This is a genomic window from Legionella sp. PC997 (assembly GCF_014109825.1).
In the GTDB taxonomy this organism is placed as follows: domain Bacteria; phylum Pseudomonadota; class Gammaproteobacteria; order Legionellales; family Legionellaceae; genus Legionella.
Genome location: NZ_CP059576.1, coordinates 3,601,056 through 3,617,607, shown reverse-complemented (window position 1 = coordinate 3,617,607; position 16,552 = coordinate 3,601,056). Strand labels below are relative to the sequence as shown.

Here is a 16,552-nt window from a genome sequence, read left to right as displayed (position 1 = left end):
GGTTACGCGGCGTTTCATCCTGCTAGAATCTATTCTCTATCAATCTTACTCGCTTCCCACACAATGATGGCAGGTAAATAGATTTTGAGGATCGTATTTGTGTTTTATTTGCAGCAGTTTAGGATAATTGCTTCCCCATAAAGCCGATTGCCAATTTTTAATAAAATAATCTGCTTCATTTGGATAAGTACTCAAGTTGGGACTTAAGGTTTGTAGTCGTTTCATAGCCTTATGGGCTTGCTTTATCGCTGCGTTAGCTTTATTTAAATCCGGCTCATGTCCAGCAACATTGGCATAGGTATTTTGTTGACCCCCTGCAATAATGACTAAAGCCGCTGCATTAAGTACTTCAGGATGCATGGACGTATTTTTTTGATGTGCAAGAGCATCTTTTGGGGCACCCGACAATCCTTTATTGAAATGAAGTGTAAGTTCAACAAAACGCGATGCGTCGAAAAGTGTTTTGGTCAATGCTGTTGCGTTTTCCTCCGTAAATAATGTGAACGGAAGATACATGGATAAATAATAATTAATATACATAGATACTTCAGATTGATTTGATGCCCACCAATATTCATGTGGGGGCGCATTTTTTCCTTTGTTAACCACAATAGCTTCTGGTGCATTAGCAAGCAAATAATCAAAATCCCAGTAGTGCCTAGGAGGACGAGTTGCACTCTGAAGGCTAAATTGGTACTGCTCGGGTTTTTTTGCTAACCAATTAAGAAATGGTTGCCAAAGTTTGTCTACTTCGGCTTTACTTAAACCCGAAAAAACGAGCGAGAAATTCATTTTATTATCCGGGGTTAGAGCAACTTGTTCCCCCCAGTGCTCATTATGGAGTTTGAGACGATAAAACTCGATAAAATGATGAATAAGTTGGAAGTATGCTGCATCCGATTTCGCAGTGATCGTACCTTTAACTTTTCCGAATAGGTTGGGAAGGTCATGGGTTTGCAATGTAATTTTACTGACAATGCCATAGGCACCTCCACCTCCACCTTTTAATGCCCAAAATAAATCTTGATTCTGGCAGGCATTAGCAGTGCGAATGACTCCATCTGCAGTAATAATTTCGGCTTCTAAAACACCAGCGGCACCGGTGCCAAATTTTTTGGAAAAACTACCAAATCCCCCTCCTTGGATAAATCCGCCCGCAGCACCGACTGTGGCACAACCTCCCCCTTGAACGTAGCGGCCTTTGTGGGTAGTGACTTCTTTATAGACCTCTATCCATCGTGAGCCTGCGGCAACCGTGACTGCAGTCGTGGGAGTCTGGGTTGCAGGACACCCCTGTGGAATGAAATGATCTTGAATAGTGACCTCACGAAGGGGATGGGTCCAGATTAAAAGTGAGTTCGGTGCGTTGGAGCGACCAAGATAATCATGACCAGTGCCTTTCACCACAAGTTTAATTCGATGCGTGCGTGCAAAATTAATTGCAGCAGCTATTTCTTGGGCGCTTTCCACTGCTACCACATAAGAACTCACTGCAGTTTGCCAGCCACCGACCCACCCATTGGATTGGGTTGCCCCAGCTTGTGACTCAATAAAATAAGGATTTTTTAACTCATGCAGAACCATTTGGCATGAAGGGCTCTTAGAATTCTTAAAACAAGGAGATAAAGGGGATTGTCCGCGTAGTAAATGCCCATTTACTTGTTTATTGAACTCGTCCCATTGTGCTTGAGGGGGCCAACAGGGCTGATTTGGGGAACAATATTGAGAAGCCCCATTACAAATGGAACTTATAAATAGAGAACATCCTATCATCCATAATTTCATGAGAAATCTTCCAAGATCACTGAGGTTTTACATTCCAAGCAAGACAATCCCATGTCCCAGATGGCTCTTTATGCTCAAAGACACACAATCCTCCGGTTGCAACTTTGATTCCATATTGCGCACTGAATGCTGCAAAATCACCCGTTAAATAAGGCGCAAAGCGAGCAATTCCATTGCTGGTAACTACCAGACATGTTTTCCCGGGGTATTCTTTACGAATACGCAAAGAAAAATCCACCCAATTCTGAATCAGTAAAGAGGGATCGACATTCCAACCTTCAGGCACTATAGCTTGTGTTTCCCATGCATAAATTGCTTCCTTTCCAAGGCGTGCAACAACCTCTTCTTCGGGCAGATTTTCATCAGGCCCGTAATCGATTTCATTGAAAATGGCCAGCGTTTCAATCGACAAATGGGTCCCCATAGTCTTTTGGGCTTGTTCTGCAGTCTGTATGGCCCGTTTAAGCTTCGAAGTAAAAATTACATCTGGAATAAGACCATTGGTTTTCAGATAGTTGCCCAGTTTGTTTCCCTGAGTGAAGCCACTATTTACCAGCGGTAAATCAGTAATGCCTACTCTTCGAACCAGTTCGCCAGGCGCAAAAGTATTTCCATGACGAGCAACCAGTAATCGAGTCCTCATAGTTACATACTCTCTAATAGTTCACCGTGTTGGGCAATCAATGCTTCAGCACGAGCAATATCCTCTGGGCTATCAATGCCTGACATACTGGCACGACCTCTATAGTCAACGGGAATGCAACGAACTGTATAGCCATTTTCCAAGATACGTAATTGCTCTAAACCTTCCATTTTTTCAAATTTACTTTCTGGCAGGTTAATATAGCGTTCGAGCATATCTCGCGAATAACCATATAAGCCAATGTGACGAAATATCGGACTTTTATCACTGTTTTGACGTAATTCTTTTTCTTTGCGGATGGCAGGAATAATATTTTTGCTAAACCAAAAAGCGTGGCCTGTTTGTTCATCGAATACGGCGGTAGTACCACTAAAGGGAGTGGCTAATTTATTTTGGCGCAAATTGTCCAGCTGATCCCAGGTTAATTGAGTTACGGGGGTAATCACGTCACAAGGAGAAGTAGTGAACGCATCGATTAATGCACGTAAAAAATCTGGCGGTGTTAAAGGAGCATCGCCCTGCATATTTAAAATGAAATCGGGTTGACTTTCCATAGAGCGTATTGCTTCGGCGACACGATCCGTTCCACTTGGCGCCTCTGGTGGAGTCATTATTGATGCAACACCTAATTCCTTACAATGATGGACAATTCGCTCATCGTCTGTTGCAACGACTACCGACACATTTTCTAATCCTTCCGCAGCAGCACGTGATAAGCGGACTACACGTTGCAACATCGTTTGCCCTTGAATCATGGCCAGAGGTTTTCCTGGTAAACGAGTAGAAGCATAGCGGGCCGGAATTACAATGGCAGTGTGCATGGCAAAAATTATTCCAATGAAAAGGGCAATAATAGCCTAAATATTTGAGGCTTACTATAGTAGAATGAGGTCACAATAATTCGGAAAAACATCCGCTGAGTCCTGTGAACAAATACTATTTCTTAATCATATCCGGAGTCTACGTACGCGGCTTTTCCGTGAGGCTACGGGTGGTTGGCAGGATCTTTCGGATCCTGAGAATAGTTTTTCAGCAACGCATGGGAAGATTCAGGGAAAGCCTTTGAATAAGAGGATGAATTTTACCGGCTTATTGATTCAACGTTTCTCACACCGGATTTTAGATAAGGACATTGGTATGAAAAAATTAAATCTCTTCACAGCAGGGTTATCGCTGCTTGGCGCAACAAGTGCTATTGCAGACGATCATTCTTTAGCGAAATTAACAGATTTAGCAGGTGCATCTGGTTTTGAAAAGTCTGTTCGGGATGCGGTAAAGCAACAATGGCAGCAATCCATGAACAGTATTACAGTAGACGGAATGGGTAATTTAATTGGCCAATACAAAGGAAATCAGAAAGGTCCTAATGTCTTGTTAATGGCGCATATGGATGAAGTAGGATATATGATTGAATCAATTACTCCAGATGGCTTTATCAAAGTTATTCCTTTAGGCGGTATTCCATCTTCCGTAATTTTTGCACAGCGTTGGATGATATCCACGCCTAATGGACCTATTTTAGCTTATTCAGGGATGGACTCGACCCATCTTATTGATGAAGCCAAGAAAAATCAGTTGCCCTCGGGGAATGCTATTTTTCTTGATATCGGGGCAGAAACCAAAGAGCAGGCTGAAAGCAAATTCAATGTGCGTCCAGGATTGCAAGTGACTCCTGCAAGCCAATTTAGTTCTTTGAGTGAAAACCGCTTTTTAGCAAAGGCTCTTGACGATCGCTTGGGGCTGGCGCTTATTGGCGATGTTCTAGACTCTATAAAAAACCAGGATAAAGCTAATCAACTCTATGCAGCAGCAACCGTACAGGAAGAGGTGGGGCTACGTGGGGCAAGTACTGTATATCAAAGTACTCATCCCGATATTACCATTAATGTTGAGGTAGGTATTGCCGATGATTATCCTGTTTTAATTGCAAAACGCAAAGGCCGAATAGCCTTGGGTAAAGGTCCTACTTTATTTGTCTATGATCGCTCCATGATTCCTCATCAAGAACTACTTAACTGGATTTTAGATTTAGCAAAGAAAAATAATATTCAAGTGCAACTTGAGTCAGAAATGGGTTATGGTCAAGATGGCTCAAAAGTTCAAGGTTCAGGTTCAGGGGTTCCTAGTATCAATATCGGAGTTCCTATTCGCTATGCACATCAACAAGCTGGAATGTTTGATAAACGTGATTATGAGCAAGCAGTTAAATTAGTCAGTCTAATTGTGACCCATCTCAACCAACAAGTAGTGGATCAAATTAAAGCCGGTTAAGAAGGGTCATCACTCGTTTAACCTGGATAAAATGACTCATTACATTTTTTCTTTGCATTTCTGCAAATAATATTGTGCTGGTGAGTCATTTGGATTTTTTAGTACGATTTGCTCAAAGCAATTTGCCGCATCCGCAAATTTTTTTGCTTCATAATGCGTTACAGCGTCCTTAAAAAGAGTAGCTGAATCCTTTTTTAACTGCATTTCAGTGGGGGAGTTATGATTAAAAACTTCATAAATTTCTATAGATAAGCTTTTCCCTTTCACTTGGGTTAAACCTAAACTACGTAAATTGTATTTTTCTTTTTGTTTTAATTCTTCATAGGTCTGTTCACCAATGAGAAGCTCAATATTAAAACTTCTAGTTAATGATTCAAGTCGAGAAGCTATATTGACTGCATCACTAATGACACTGCAATCCATCCGTTTTTCAAAACCAACAGTGCCTACAATCAAATTACCGGTATTTATCCCAATTCCTACATTAATAGGTTTTAGGTTATCGCGAACTCGCGTGGCATTAAAACGATCTAAAGCCTCTAACATATCCAATGCCGCGGTCACAGCGTCATCGGCACTATTAAATAATGCCATAATGGCATCACCAATATATTTATCAATAAGGCCAGAATTTTTTAAAATAGCAGGATCTAAATAACTCATTAGTTCATTAAAAACCGTGAAAATTTCAACAGGCGCTAAACGTTCAGCAAGTGAAGTAAACGATTTTATATCCAAAAAGAGGACGGTCATGACTTTTTCAACACAATCGCCGAGCTTGATGTCTGCAATATTTTTACGATTTAGAACTTTCAAAAAATCTTGAGGGACAAAGCGTGCTACCGCAATTGCATTTTGCTGGATTTCAACTAACTTATTTATCAGTTCTTCATTTAAGGCTTTGACTCTTTGTTCAGCAATTTGTAATTCTTGAAAATACGAATTAGTCCGTACCATATAACGGACACGATATCCTAATAGCGTTGGATTAATTGGTTTGGTGGTAAAATCAGTAGCTCCTGCCTGAAAGGCTTTATTAATGGATTCATAATCTTCTAATCCAGTGACCATCATAATAGGAAGGAAAAGACAATCGGGTAATTTTCGAATCGCTGCACAGACTTCAAAACCATTCAGACCAGGCATTTCTACATCCAGCAAAATGGCATCAGGCTTCGAGGTTTTAAGTAAGGATAATGCGGCCTCACCATTTTCAGCTTGAATCACTGCAAAACCAACTTTAAGTAAGGCATTGCAGGTAATTAAGCGCATGGTGGCACTGTCATCCACCACCAAGACCACGGGATTTTCTTTTTCCATAAAAGAGCTACTCATGTTTTGTCGGACAAATTTTGGTTAAATAACTTGCAATCTGCTCTAACCCAATAACCTCATCTACAGCATCCAAGGACTGAGCTACAGCGCCCATTCCAAAAACGATGGAACTTTCCTGGTTTTGAATCAATGTATGTCCATGAGCTTTTTTTAATTCCAATAAACCTTCTGCACCATCATCACTCATTCCAGTTAATAGAATTCCAATCGCCTTATTTCCAGAAACTTTGGCAATAGAATGCAGCAATCGGGTAATCGAAGGACAAAAACCGGAGACTGGGGGGCCATCAACTAGTTTACATACTAATCGTTCATGAACACGTTCGATTTCCATATGCTTGTGTTCAGGGGCAACATATACTGTTCCTTTTTGTAATGGTTCATAATCAACCGCATTTTTCACTTGAAGAGGTGAGTTTTCTGCAAGCCATTGTGCAAATCCTCGAAGAAAGCCTGGACTCATATGTTGAACAATCATTATAGGTATTGGGAAATTAGAATCTAATTTCGAGAGAATGGTCTTTAATGCCATAGGACCGCCCACTGAAGCGCCTATTCCTAAAATTTCATAATTTAAGTTGTTCGTGTCTTCTGGGTTATGCTTTTTGCTTTCATCAAGAGGGGAATATTTTTTTAGTGGTTTTTTGATCACCCGAATATCAGAGAGGCTTCTTAGGGTATCAACAATGTGTTGACTGCTTTCTTCAAATGAAGGGGAGAATACATTAACGGGTTTCGCTAATGCAGTTAACGCACCTGCTTCAAGAATATGGAATGTGGCAGAGAGTGACTCATCATTCACCAGGGAGCTGATCACGACGATGGGGGTCGGATTTTGGGCCATAATAATGCGAGTGGCTTCGAGTCCATCCATAATCGGCATTTGAATATCCATCGTAATAAGATCAGGCTTTAATAGGGTAGTCAGGTCAATTGCTTCTTTTCCATTTTTGGCAACACCAATGACTTCCATATCTTTTTCAGATTCTATGATGTGTTGAATTAATGCAACTTCGGTGGGTGAGTCATCAACAATTAAAATTTTAATCATGGGTAATAGTTCACTATAGCAGCATTTTTCTAATAATCTCCGCGGAGTTTAAGACGAAATTAATTTGATTGCTGCCGGTTAGAGTAGCTCCGATAACACAAGGGATATGTATCAATGGCTCTTGCAACGGTTTAAGTACAATTTCCCTTTCACCAATAATTTCGTCGACAAGTAAGGCAATACGGTCTCCATTTTTTTTGATTACCACCACAGAGTTATGCTCTCTTTTATTCTGTTTGTTTTCACCAAGTTGCAGTACCTTAGACAATGAGCATAACAAAACTGGTTGTTCGTTGACAAGAACACTTGGGCTTCCTTCCACAATCATAATGTCTTGTTCTTTTAATAACATAATTGTTTCTACAGAGTTGGTAAGAATTACAAATATTTGCTCATTACAGGCAACCGTTAATCCTCGTTCCGTAGATAAGGTGAGTGGTACTCTCAGAAAAAAAGTGGTTCCTTTCCCCGGTTGGCTTTCAATGCTGACTTGGCCTTTTAGCCTAAGCAAGTTGGAACGTACGACGTCCAAACCAACGCCCCGTCCGGAAATATCAGTTGCAATTTCTCGAGTGGAAAAACCCGGTCGAAAAATGAGCTCGTAAATATCCTCTTTCTTGATGTTTTCAAGCTCAGATTGGGTAATTATTTTCTTTTGCAACGCGATGCGAATTACATCATCGGTTTTGATGCCGGCACCATCATCAATGATTTTAAATACAATTTGATTGTCTTCCTGATTGACATTGATGCGAATATTTCCTTGAGAGGATTTACTGGCCGCTTTACGGACTTCGGTTGGTTCGATACCATGATCGATTGCATTACGTAAAAGATGAACGATCGGATCCTTTAAACCATCGAGGATCATTTTATCAATTTTTACATCATTGGTATTTATTTCAAGATTCACTTGCTTATTTAATTCATGGGCTAAATCACGCACGATTCGAGGTAGATAACGTAATTGTGTGGTAACCGGAATCAGTCGCAAAGTGCGAATCTCATCCTGAAGCGCATTTAATAAAATGGATAATTCGCTAACCGGGATTCGCATTTCCCGTTGCATTAAACGCGTCGAATTATGAATTTCTGATAATTCTAAAAAACTGGTAGAAAACAACGAGTCCTCGGGTTCTTCTTTTTCTTGCGTAAAAACGTGTAGATTAGTCTTACTTTTTTTCCATGCTTGAACCAAATTTTCTATTTTAAAATTCATCTTCGTTAATTTGTTGTAATATTCTTCGATGACTATTTTTATGGCTTGAATTTCTTCGGTATAAACTGAAACTCGATCTAAATTTTGTAAAGAAACACGGATTGATTCAAATTCGGTGGTTTTTACTTGTCCCTCTGGAGATAGAGGCGCTTTTTTAACCATAGTAAATTCAGCACTCGATTCAGATAATGACATTTCTTCACTGGATAATTCAGTATGATGTTCGAGTTGCAGTAAATGATTTTTTAAATCGAACGATAGTGGTTTTTGTTCACTGAAACATTGCATGGCTTCATTCATATAATCGATCGATTGCAGACAAAGATTAATCAGGCTCGAAGAAATTCTTATACTCTTTTTTTGGATTGCGGCAAATAAAGTTTCGATATGATGTGCAATCTCACCAACATCGAGAGCCCCTATACCCCGAGAAGAACCTTTGATGTTATGAGCAATTCGAAAAAGTTCTTCCAATAAGCTCTTGGATTCCTCTGCAGATAAAGTTCCTTTTTCAAGTTGTAATAAACCATCAGTAATGGTGATTAAATTTTCCTGGAGTTCTAATTTGAATGTTTCAACTAGTTTTTTTATAAATTCATTATCTAAGGCTCTAGGCGTTGGTTTTCTAATTGAATCAGGTGAGGTAGGTGGTTCCTCTATACTTTGAGTTTCTTCAGTTTTTTCCGCATCGGAGAGCGCATGCTGTAACTGATACAATAATGCATGATGCTCCTCAGAAAGCGGTTGTTTTTCTATAAAATCATGAAGAATTTCACGCATTCCATCTACAGCACGAAATCCTAAATTAATTAATTCAAGGGAAACGTTCCTTGACGGTTCAAACAATTTCTCAATGTATTCAGCCATTTTCCCCAGATCATCGGCATCTAGAGAAAATGCAGAAACTTTAATGTTTCGTCCTGCGCGGGAAATTTCTTCCATCATAGGACTTAAATCACTCGATTCACTTTGTTCCATTTTTTTTAAGTGATCGGTGACCAGCGTCAGTAATGATTCAAGTTCTGCACTAAATGTCGCCAGTAATTCATCGTCTGGAGTCATATGGAGCTCCTAAACTTTATAGATATCTATATCTTCCTTTAGATGTTTGGCAATATCATCCAAATTATGGATAAAGGTCATCATTTCTTTAATTCCACTCGAAAAAGTAGATGTAGTTCGGTTGATTTCATTCATACTTTCAACAATTTGCTCAATTCCAACTGCTTCTTGACGAATGGCCACTTCAATGTGTTGGCTGGAAATGGATGCCTCATTAATCATTTTACTTAAAGCTTGGATAATGTGGCCTGCTTTTTCAACAAGTTTTATTCCTGAATCAAGAGTCGTGGCCCCTTCTTCGGTCACTGTAACTGCGCGTTCCGTAGTACGTCGAATGTCCTCAAGAATTTTTTGTACCTGTACGGTGGATTGCTCTGACTGTTCGGCAAGATTGCGTACCTCGGTTGCCACTGCTGCAAATCCTTTTCCAGCTTCACCCGCCTTGGATGCCTCGATGGATGCATTCAGGGCGAGCATTTTTGATTGTTGGGCAAGGGTATTAACTACGGAGGTAATGTCTCCGATTTGTTGCGTGTGAGTACTTAAATCAAGAATGGTTTGCGCGATTATCTTCATCTTTTCTTCTGAAACTTTTATACCCTGAATACTTTGCTCTACGGATTCACTACCCAGTTTTCCTTGTTCATAGGTATTTTTAGCCACTTCACGTAGTGTTTGTGCTTTAGTCATGGTTTGTTTTGAGCTTTTATCTATTTCTTCCAGGGAGGCACTGATTTCATTAATAGCAGACGCTTGTGAAGTAATACTTTCTGCTTGTTCATTTGCGGAGGTAAGTACCGTACCCACCATCGTGACTATATCATTGCTGACTTTAGTAATTTTTTTGGTGATAAATGCAAGTCCATCGGTCATCAAATTTAAATCCTTGCCAAGATCCTGCAATATATCGTCTTTATCTATTTCAAGACGCTCTCTAAGGTCACCTGAAGCCACTTTACTGCTATGTAACCGATATTTTTTCGATGAATTGACTAATTTTTCAAATAATTCTCGAGATTCCTCCTCTTTACGGCGAAGGATTTCCTCATTTTTCTTGATCGCCTCTTGCATTGTTTTTAACGATAAAAGCATTTTGCCTAATTTATCTGCCGTTCGTATTTGAATATCGATATCACGTTCACCGGCGGCGATGCGTTCGGCAATATTGATTGCATTATCCACTGGCTTTGCTATAGAACGCTGGGTGATATAAGGAACTGTTATCGTTAATAACACGGCAAGAATTAATAATGCATAAGCAGATGTTTTTAAGGAATTTAGGCTTTGATTTATTTCATCTGTATTCTTTTCGATTTCTTGCGATACGTATGCATACAAACCACCTGCTCGCTTACCTGTTTGTAAAGAATAAGAACCTAATATAATGTCGATCATTGCATTTTCGACATCTCTTGTTTTATTCCTACTATTTTCTACATTATTGGAATTATTGGGATCTCTCGGAGAATTGATAAAGGATTTCTGAATATCATAAAGAGGTATATATAATTCTTGCAATTTATCCCATTTAGTTTGTAATTTTTTATCTCCCAGGGAGTGCATTACCTGATCCCATCGGTCTCTAACTTCATTAATTTCGCCCCACAAACGGTCCAAATGTTCTTTGGAGCTAGGATCTCCCGTCATCGCCCAATGCTCGAGAAGGTCTTGGGTTTGATAAATTTGACTATCTAGAATTTCCGGTAAGTTTTCACGACGAATTTCCTGATTCAAGTAAACGACGTTATTTACTTTGGGTATCAAAAACAAAATAGATATAATTACAGGTAAACTAAGGGTCATGAAGCCAATTAACAAACGAGCGCGTACTGTAATAACAAATCGTTTATTCCCATTAGTTTCCATGAACCTCTCCTATCTTATATAAGCGCAGTTTAATTTCTTGACTCAAACTTGATATTAACGTTTCTACATTAATGATTGCCGTGGCGGCATGGTGTAATCCCAGAATATATTCTGGATGGGGCACATTCGGAGAGGATAATGGCTCAGCTAATTCACTGGGTAGATAAAGTTGGCTACCTTCGACGCGCTGAACAAGTAAGCCAAGAGTTATATTATTTGCCTGAATAACAATGATGAATTCATTCTGTTGTTCGCAACTTGGAATTGAATGATTTAAATGTAAAAATTTAAATAGGTCTACAACTGTAATCAGCGCCCCCCGCCAGTTGATTACCCCAGCAATAAAATGAGGAACGAAAGGGGCAGGAGCGATGCTTATATTACGTAACACTTCTTGAACGTATTGATAAGGGATCCCATAATGTTCATTTTGACCTAGGTTGAAGCGCACGAAAGTAATACCATGATTTTGGTTGGTATCGAGCTCAGGTTGGGCAAGTTGTTTTGCTCTGGTCTGCAGTATTTTAAGAGCTTCTTCATTTTTGGGTATTAATTCCGAAGCCTTTTTTTGTTCTTTAATCATCATTCAAAATCCTTGTTCGCTTCATCATTATTCTCCAGGGAAAAATAGATTGCACCATCATAATGAAAAGCAAGATTTGTCCCCATGGTAACTATAGGATCTGATGCGCCCAATAAAAGATAAGCCTTTTCAGACATGCATGCACTTATCTTTTGCATAATTTTTGTAACCAGTTCGTTATCAAAATAAATTAGCACATTGCGGCATAAGATTAAATCAACCTCATAGATTCCATTGATTATGGATGGATAAGTCTTATCACATAAGTTAAGGTATTTAAATTGCACCAAATCACGAATCTCAGGTGATAAAACATAAGAGCGCTCATTTTTTAGAAAATATCGTTGTAAGTATTTTTCTGGAATAGAGCGCATGGACCATTGCCCATATGTTCCTAAAATTGCTTTCTGAAGTGCGGCCTTATTTATATCAGTTCCTAATAAATAGAGGTCCCATGCATCAAGATTGGTTATGAGCTTTGCCAACAACATGGCAATGGTATATATTTCCTCACCTGAAGAACAACCGGCACTCCAAATTTTTAAAGTAGCTTCTTCTGCTTTTCGTTTTATCAATTGTGGGAGCAGTTTATGCTCAAGTAATTGCATTTGATTTTTGTCTCTAAAGAAGTAACTTTCACCCACTGTAATTGCTGCAACTAAATCCGCTAATAAAGACGAATTACTCGCACCGCTTTTCAATTGCTCTAAGTATTCCAGGGGTCGATAATTGAATTTAGTGCATGCGGCAGTAATGGTTTTTTCTAATTCTTGCGCTTGGTTTACATGAATTATAAGTCCATAACGGGAATGGATTAATTCCATAAATTCGGGTTCGAGTTTTTTTATGTCATCTAATATATTAGTGCTCATATTACTCATGATTCATAGCCATCTGGTTGAAATGGGTTAGTTGCAAAGCAAAAATCCAATCGATGTTGATTAACAGCGAAACCCCTGTTTCCAAAGTCACGGCACCCAAAAACGGTGAGTTATTACCCGTAAACTCTTCATGAATTTCAATTTGCTGTTCATCAATGGGGCTCAATTCAAGCATCTTATCAACAATCAAACCCACCTGATGTGTTCCATCGGAGCATAATAAAATGGGTATATTCAAAGGATAGGTTTCATTTCGGGTTAAACCCATAGCAATAGCCAAGTCAAGAATGGGTATGCATTTATTTTTAAGATTCATTAATCCAACAAAATAGTCTGGGCTGGTGGGCACGATTTCGAGCATAGGCAAAGGAAGAATTTTTTCTATGTAGCGTAAATCCATACAGGCTTGTATGTCTCGTAAAAGAAAATGCAGAACTGTAAGGTTCTTGGGGAGCACTTTATACATTCCTTCTTTTATAATACAACGCTATTTATCGTGTCTCTATAGCGTAGGTGATAATGGGGTAAAAAAAATTATTAATTCCATTTTATAGTTATAGACCTAATAGGGTTGATGCACAAGACGTACTCTATGTGTTTTAAATGTAGCCTGAAAAAGGAAGATCCATCACTCGAACGTATCGTACTCATACGTCCAAGTGAGGTTTATAAAGGGTTATGCGCTATAGCCAATTTTTTACATCAAAATCCCAAAATGGATCTAGGTTTCTTTATGAGTGGCAAAATAATTTAAATCCAACTCGCGGGCTGCTTTCACATCATCTAACCGTTTGACGGGCAAGGTATGGGGGGCATTTTTAACCAACTCAGGGTTTGTGGCTGCTTCTTCCCTAATGCTTTTCATAACCCGCACAAAATGATCTAATTCTTCTTTGCTCTCCGTTTCCGTAGGTTCAATCAAAAGACATTCGGGAATGAGTAAAGGGAAATAAGTTGTGGGGGCATGCACGCCATAATCCAACATCCTTTTAGCAAAATCCATTGCAGTAATGCCATATGTTTTCTTTTCTGGACTTAAAGTAATAATAAATTCATGAGAGGCGCGTCGCTGCGGATAGGCTGCAGTAAATCCTACTTTAGTTAATTCTTTAAGTAGATAATTTGCATTAAGCGTCGCATATTCTGAAACACGAAGTAAACCTTCTTTACCCAGCACTCTCATATAAAAATAAGCACGCAGTAAAATACCTGCATTCCCCATAAAACAAGACAGGCGTCCAATACTTTGTGGGTAGTCTTGCCGGGTTGCCCATTGATATCCCGAATCGGTTTTTTTCACTATCGGTAAGGGTATGAACGGAAGCAGACGCTTACCTACCGCTACTGGACCAGCACCAGGTCCGCCCCCACCGTGTGGGGTTGCAAAGGTTTTATGCAGGTTTAAATGCATCACATCAAAGCCCATATCACCGGGTCGTACTTTTCCTAAAATTGCATTAAGATTAGCGCCATCGTAATACAATAATCCCCCAGCTTGGTGAACAAGAGCCGCTATCTCTTTAATTTGACGCATAAATAAACCCAAAGTAGAGGGGTTAGTTAGCATGATGCCGGCTGTTCTGGGGCCCAGCTTGCTTTTTAATTCTTCTAAATCGATGTCGCCATCCGCAGCAGTGGGGATTTCAACAATCTTAAAACCACACATGACTGCAGAGGCTGGATTGGTACCATGGGCAGCATCGGGAATCAGCATTTCATCGCGTGCTGTATCGCCTCGAGATTGATGATAAGCTTTTATCATTGCAACGCCAGCAAATTCTCCTTGTGAGCCTGCCATTGCTGTTAAAGATACCCCAGCCATCCCTGTAATTTCAGCAATATATTCTTGCAAGCGATACAAAGGCTCTAAAAAACCTTGGCTGTTATCTTCAGTCGCTAGAGGGTGGCGATTGAGAAAGTTGGGTATGGATGCGGCTTTGTGAACCCCTCGGGGATTATATTTCATGGTGCAGGAACCCAAAGGATAAAAATTGCTATCGATCGAGAAGTTTTTATGAGACAAACGTGTGAAATGTCTAACTACTTGCAACTCGGAACATGCCGGCATTTTGGGGGGCGTTTTTCGCTGCAATTCAGCAGGAATGGCGTATTTACTGGCTGAAATTTTTGGCGCTTGCGCTGTTGCCTGACAGTCTTTTTTAGATAATTCAAAAATCAACATAATTTGCCTTCCATTTTTTGAATAAATTCTTTAAGTTCAGCTCGATGATTGACAGGGGTAAATTCAATAAATTGATACTCCGCAATTTCCGCCAAATAATACGGATCCTCTTTGAATATAGATTCAAGATAGGCGCGATCATTTGTGGCTGCAATGATAATTCCACCTGTTCGAGGTTTCATAGGACCTGAAACCAGTAATAAACCCTGCTTATAGTAGTAATCAAGAAACTCTCGATGTGCTTGTAGGTATTTATCTACTTCAATTAGAGGAACTAAGTAGGTTAACTGAATTACAAACATGAGTCACCTCGTTGGGACAGGATGGATTTCAAGGTTCGGACAAAAAGTGCAATTTCCTCTGCAGTACGCATTTCCGTAGCACAGACTAAAAGGGTATTTTTCAGTTGAGGATAATGAATTCCTGGGGTATAACCACCAGTAATACCTGCTTGGGCTAATTGTTCTAACACGTGCTCTACTGGTTGGTTGAGCTTAAGTACTGCTTCATGAAAATAAGGGGCAGAAAAAACCTGTTCTACACCTTCAATTTGGGTTAAAGCATCTACTAACTCATGAGTATTCTGATGGCATTGACTTGCAACCTGGCGTAATCCTTCAGCGCCCAAAAGGCTCATATGGATTGTCGCGGCGGTCACTAATAAACCTTGGTTAGTACAAATATTTGAGGTGGCCTTAGCCCGACGTATATGCTGTTCCCGTGCTTGCAAGGTTAAAGTAAATCCTCTTTTTCCATCTTTATCCAAAGTACAGCCGATAATTCGACCAGGCATTTGGCGTACATGAGCCATGCGGGTGCTTAAAAACCCAAAATAGGGACCGCCCGATGCCATAGGACAGCCTAGAGGTTGGCCTTCACCACAGCTAATATCAACACCATGTTTTCCCCATGAACCTGGCGGCTTTAACAAGGCAAGTGAGACAGGATTAACGCAGGCAATACTAATAATTTTATTATGATGGGCCCAATCGCTGAGCTCATCAACGTGTTCCAAACATCCAAAAAAGTTGGGTTGCGCAATAACCAAGGCAGTAATATCTTCTCCTGCATATCCTTCTAATGCGGAAAGAGGGGTAATCCCTTGTTTTTCATCAAAGGCCAATGTGAGCACTTCAATATGCTGGTTTCGCAGGATGGTCTCAATGGTTTCACGATAGAAGGGGTGAATTGTCCCAGGGATTAACACACGACTGGTTTTACTGTGCTTATTCACTCGGACAGCCATTAAAATAGCTTCGGCTAATGCGGTGGCGCCATCATACATCGATGCATTGGATACATCCATACCGGTTAATTCACAGATCATGGTTTGGTATTCGTATAACAACTGCAAAGTACCTTGACTGGCTTCGGCTTGGTAGGGAGTGTATGCGGTTAAGAACTCGCCACGAGAAGCGATATCCCACACTGCTGCAGGTATATGATGCTCATAGCATCCTGCGCCCATAAAACAGATTCCATTTTTATTTTTATTAGCCAGATTGTTTGCTTCTTTGAGCATATCCATTTCATTGATACCCGCAGGTATATTTTGAAACCCTGCATATTGCAAAGACGATGGAATTTCATCAAATAGGGTTTGAGTATCTCGAACCCCAATGGAATCAAGCATGGCTTTGCTATCTTCGGGAGTGTGTGGGATATAAGGCATAA

Annotated in this window: 14 protein-coding genes; 1 reads left to right on the top strand and 13 read right to left on the bottom strand. The window is 39.9% G+C overall.

Features of this window, described 5'->3' with window-relative positions; genetic code table 11:
- Positions 1–45: 45 nt before the first annotated feature.
- Genes HBNCFIEN_RS15800 through kdsB form a run of 3 tightly spaced genes read right to left on the bottom strand, consistent with a single transcriptional unit; the run spans position 46 to position 3,249 of the window.
- Entirely contained in the window at positions 46–1,785 is a 1,740-nt protein-coding gene (locus tag HBNCFIEN_RS15800; RefSeq protein WP_182392009.1) for an FAD-binding protein, read from the bottom strand.
- Between the two features lie 16 nt (positions 1,786–1,801).
- Positions 1,802–2,428, bottom strand: a complete 627-nt coding sequence (locus tag HBNCFIEN_RS15795) for a histidine phosphatase family protein (protein WP_182392008.1) — start codon at positions 2,426–2,428, stop codon at positions 1,802–1,804.
- Positions 2,429–2,430: 2 nt separating this feature from the next.
- A complete protein-coding gene (kdsB, locus tag HBNCFIEN_RS15790; protein WP_182392007.1) occupies positions 2,431–3,249 on the bottom strand; it encodes a 3-deoxy-manno-octulosonate cytidylyltransferase in 819 nt (272 codons plus the stop codon).
- Positions 3,250–3,565: 316 nt separating this feature from the next.
- Between kdsB and HBNCFIEN_RS15785 the strand changes: the two genes are divergently transcribed.
- The gene (locus tag HBNCFIEN_RS15785; RefSeq protein WP_182392006.1) at positions 3,566–4,699 is read left to right on the top strand and encodes a M42 family metallopeptidase; all 1,134 of its coding nucleotides are present in this window, start codon (positions 3,566–3,568) and stop codon (positions 4,697–4,699) included.
- A 39-nt stretch (positions 4,700–4,738) separates the two neighbouring features.
- Here HBNCFIEN_RS15785 and HBNCFIEN_RS15780 read toward each other — a convergent pair whose 3' ends face one another.
- From HBNCFIEN_RS15780 to gcvPA, 10 genes are all read right to left on the bottom strand, one after another.
- On the bottom strand, positions 4,739–6,019 hold the full coding sequence (locus HBNCFIEN_RS15780; RefSeq protein ID WP_182392005.1) for an adenylate/guanylate cyclase domain-containing protein: 1,281 nt from the start codon (positions 6,017–6,019) through the stop codon (positions 4,739–4,741).
- 7 nt (positions 6,020–6,026) lie between these two features.
- Positions 6,027–7,085 (bottom strand): chemotaxis-specific protein-glutamate methyltransferase CheB, encoded by a 1,059-nt coding sequence (cheB, locus tag HBNCFIEN_RS15775; protein ID WP_182392004.1) that lies wholly within the window; start codon positions 7,083–7,085, stop codon positions 6,027–6,029.
- A gap of 13 nt (positions 7,086–7,098) precedes the next feature.
- Positions 7,099–9,366, bottom strand: coding sequence for a chemotaxis protein CheA (locus tag HBNCFIEN_RS15770; protein ID WP_182392003.1), 2,268 nt, complete (start codon positions 9,364–9,366; stop codon positions 7,099–7,101).
- A 9-nt stretch (positions 9,367–9,375) separates the two neighbouring features.
- Complete coding sequence (locus HBNCFIEN_RS15765) at positions 9,376–11,232, bottom strand: methyl-accepting chemotaxis protein (protein ID WP_182392002.1); 1,857 nt, start codon at positions 11,230–11,232, stop codon at positions 9,376–9,378.
- Positions 11,222–11,818, bottom strand: coding sequence for a chemotaxis protein CheW (locus HBNCFIEN_RS15760; RefSeq protein WP_182392001.1), 597 nt, complete (start codon positions 11,816–11,818; stop codon positions 11,222–11,224). Before HBNCFIEN_RS15760 ends, HBNCFIEN_RS15765 begins: the two co-directional genes overlap by 11 nt.
- A complete protein-coding gene (locus HBNCFIEN_RS15755; protein WP_255464266.1) occupies positions 11,815–12,687 on the bottom strand; it encodes a protein-glutamate O-methyltransferase CheR in 873 nt (290 codons plus the stop codon). Before HBNCFIEN_RS15755 ends, HBNCFIEN_RS15760 begins: the two co-directional genes overlap by 4 nt.
- Position 12,688: 1 nt before the next feature.
- Complete coding sequence (locus tag HBNCFIEN_RS15750; protein WP_255464265.1) at positions 12,689–13,162, bottom strand: chemotaxis protein CheW; 474 nt, start codon at positions 13,160–13,162, stop codon at positions 12,689–12,691.
- Between the two features lie 255 nt (positions 13,163–13,417).
- Positions 13,418–14,878, bottom strand: a complete 1,461-nt coding sequence (gcvPB, locus tag HBNCFIEN_RS15745; protein WP_182391998.1) for an aminomethyl-transferring glycine dehydrogenase subunit GcvPB — start codon at positions 14,876–14,878, stop codon at positions 13,418–13,420.
- Positions 14,872–15,180, bottom strand: a complete 309-nt coding sequence (locus HBNCFIEN_RS15740; protein ID WP_182391997.1) for a YciI family protein — start codon at positions 15,178–15,180, stop codon at positions 14,872–14,874. The genes gcvPB and HBNCFIEN_RS15740 overlap by 7 nt, the downstream gene beginning before the upstream one ends.
- Complete coding sequence (gene gcvPA, locus HBNCFIEN_RS15735; RefSeq protein WP_182391996.1) at positions 15,171–16,550, bottom strand: aminomethyl-transferring glycine dehydrogenase subunit GcvPA; 1,380 nt, start codon at positions 16,548–16,550, stop codon at positions 15,171–15,173. The genes HBNCFIEN_RS15740 and gcvPA overlap by 10 nt, the downstream gene beginning before the upstream one ends.
- Positions 16,551–16,552 lie beyond the last annotated feature (2 nt).

Excerpts from the sequence above, each read along its gene's own strand:
- HBNCFIEN_RS15795 (WP_182392008.1), bottom strand. The coding sequence starts at position 2,428 with ATGAGGACTCGATTACTGGTTGCTCGTCATGGAAATACTTTTGCGCCT.
- HBNCFIEN_RS15780 (WP_182392005.1), bottom strand. The coding sequence starts at position 6,019 with ATGGAAAAAGAAAATCCCGTGGTCTTGGTGGTGGATGACAGTGCCACC.
- cheB (WP_182392004.1), bottom strand. The coding sequence starts at position 7,085 with ATGATTAAAATTTTAATTGTTGATGACTCACCCACCGAAGTTGCATTA.
- gcvPA (WP_182391996.1), bottom strand. The coding sequence starts at position 16,550 with ATGCCTTATATCCCACACACTCCCGAAGATAGCAAAGCCATGCTTGAT.
- HBNCFIEN_RS15740 (WP_182391997.1), bottom strand. The coding sequence starts at position 15,180 with ATGTTTGTAATTCAGTTAACCTACTTAGTTCCTCTAATTGAAGTAGAT.
- HBNCFIEN_RS15755 (WP_255464266.1), bottom strand. The coding sequence starts at position 12,687 with ATGAGCACTAATATATTAGATGACATAAAAAAACTCGAACCCGAATTT.
- HBNCFIEN_RS15785 (WP_182392006.1), top strand. The coding sequence starts at position 3,566 with ATGAAAAAATTAAATCTCTTCACAGCAGGGTTATCGCTGCTTGGCGCA.
- HBNCFIEN_RS15750 (WP_255464265.1), bottom strand. The coding sequence starts at position 13,162 with ATGTATAAAGTGCTCCCCAAGAACCTTACAGTTCTGCATTTTCTTTTA.
- HBNCFIEN_RS15800 (WP_182392009.1), bottom strand. The coding sequence starts at position 1,785 with ATGAAATTATGGATGATAGGATGTTCTCTATTTATAAGTTCCATTTGT.
- kdsB (WP_182392007.1), bottom strand. The coding sequence starts at position 3,249 with ATGCACACTGCCATTGTAATTCCGGCCCGCTATGCTTCTACTCGTTTA.
- HBNCFIEN_RS15760 (WP_182392001.1), bottom strand. The coding sequence starts at position 11,818 with ATGATGATTAAAGAACAAAAAAAGGCTTCGGAATTAATACCCAAAAAT.
- HBNCFIEN_RS15765 (WP_182392002.1), bottom strand. The coding sequence starts at position 11,232 with ATGGAAACTAATGGGAATAAACGATTTGTTATTACAGTACGCGCTCGT.
- HBNCFIEN_RS15770 (WP_182392003.1), bottom strand. The coding sequence starts at position 9,366 with ATGACTCCAGACGATGAATTACTGGCGACATTTAGTGCAGAACTTGAA.
- gcvPB (WP_182391998.1), bottom strand. The coding sequence starts at position 14,878 with ATGTTGATTTTTGAATTATCTAAAAAAGACTGTCAGGCAACAGCGCAA.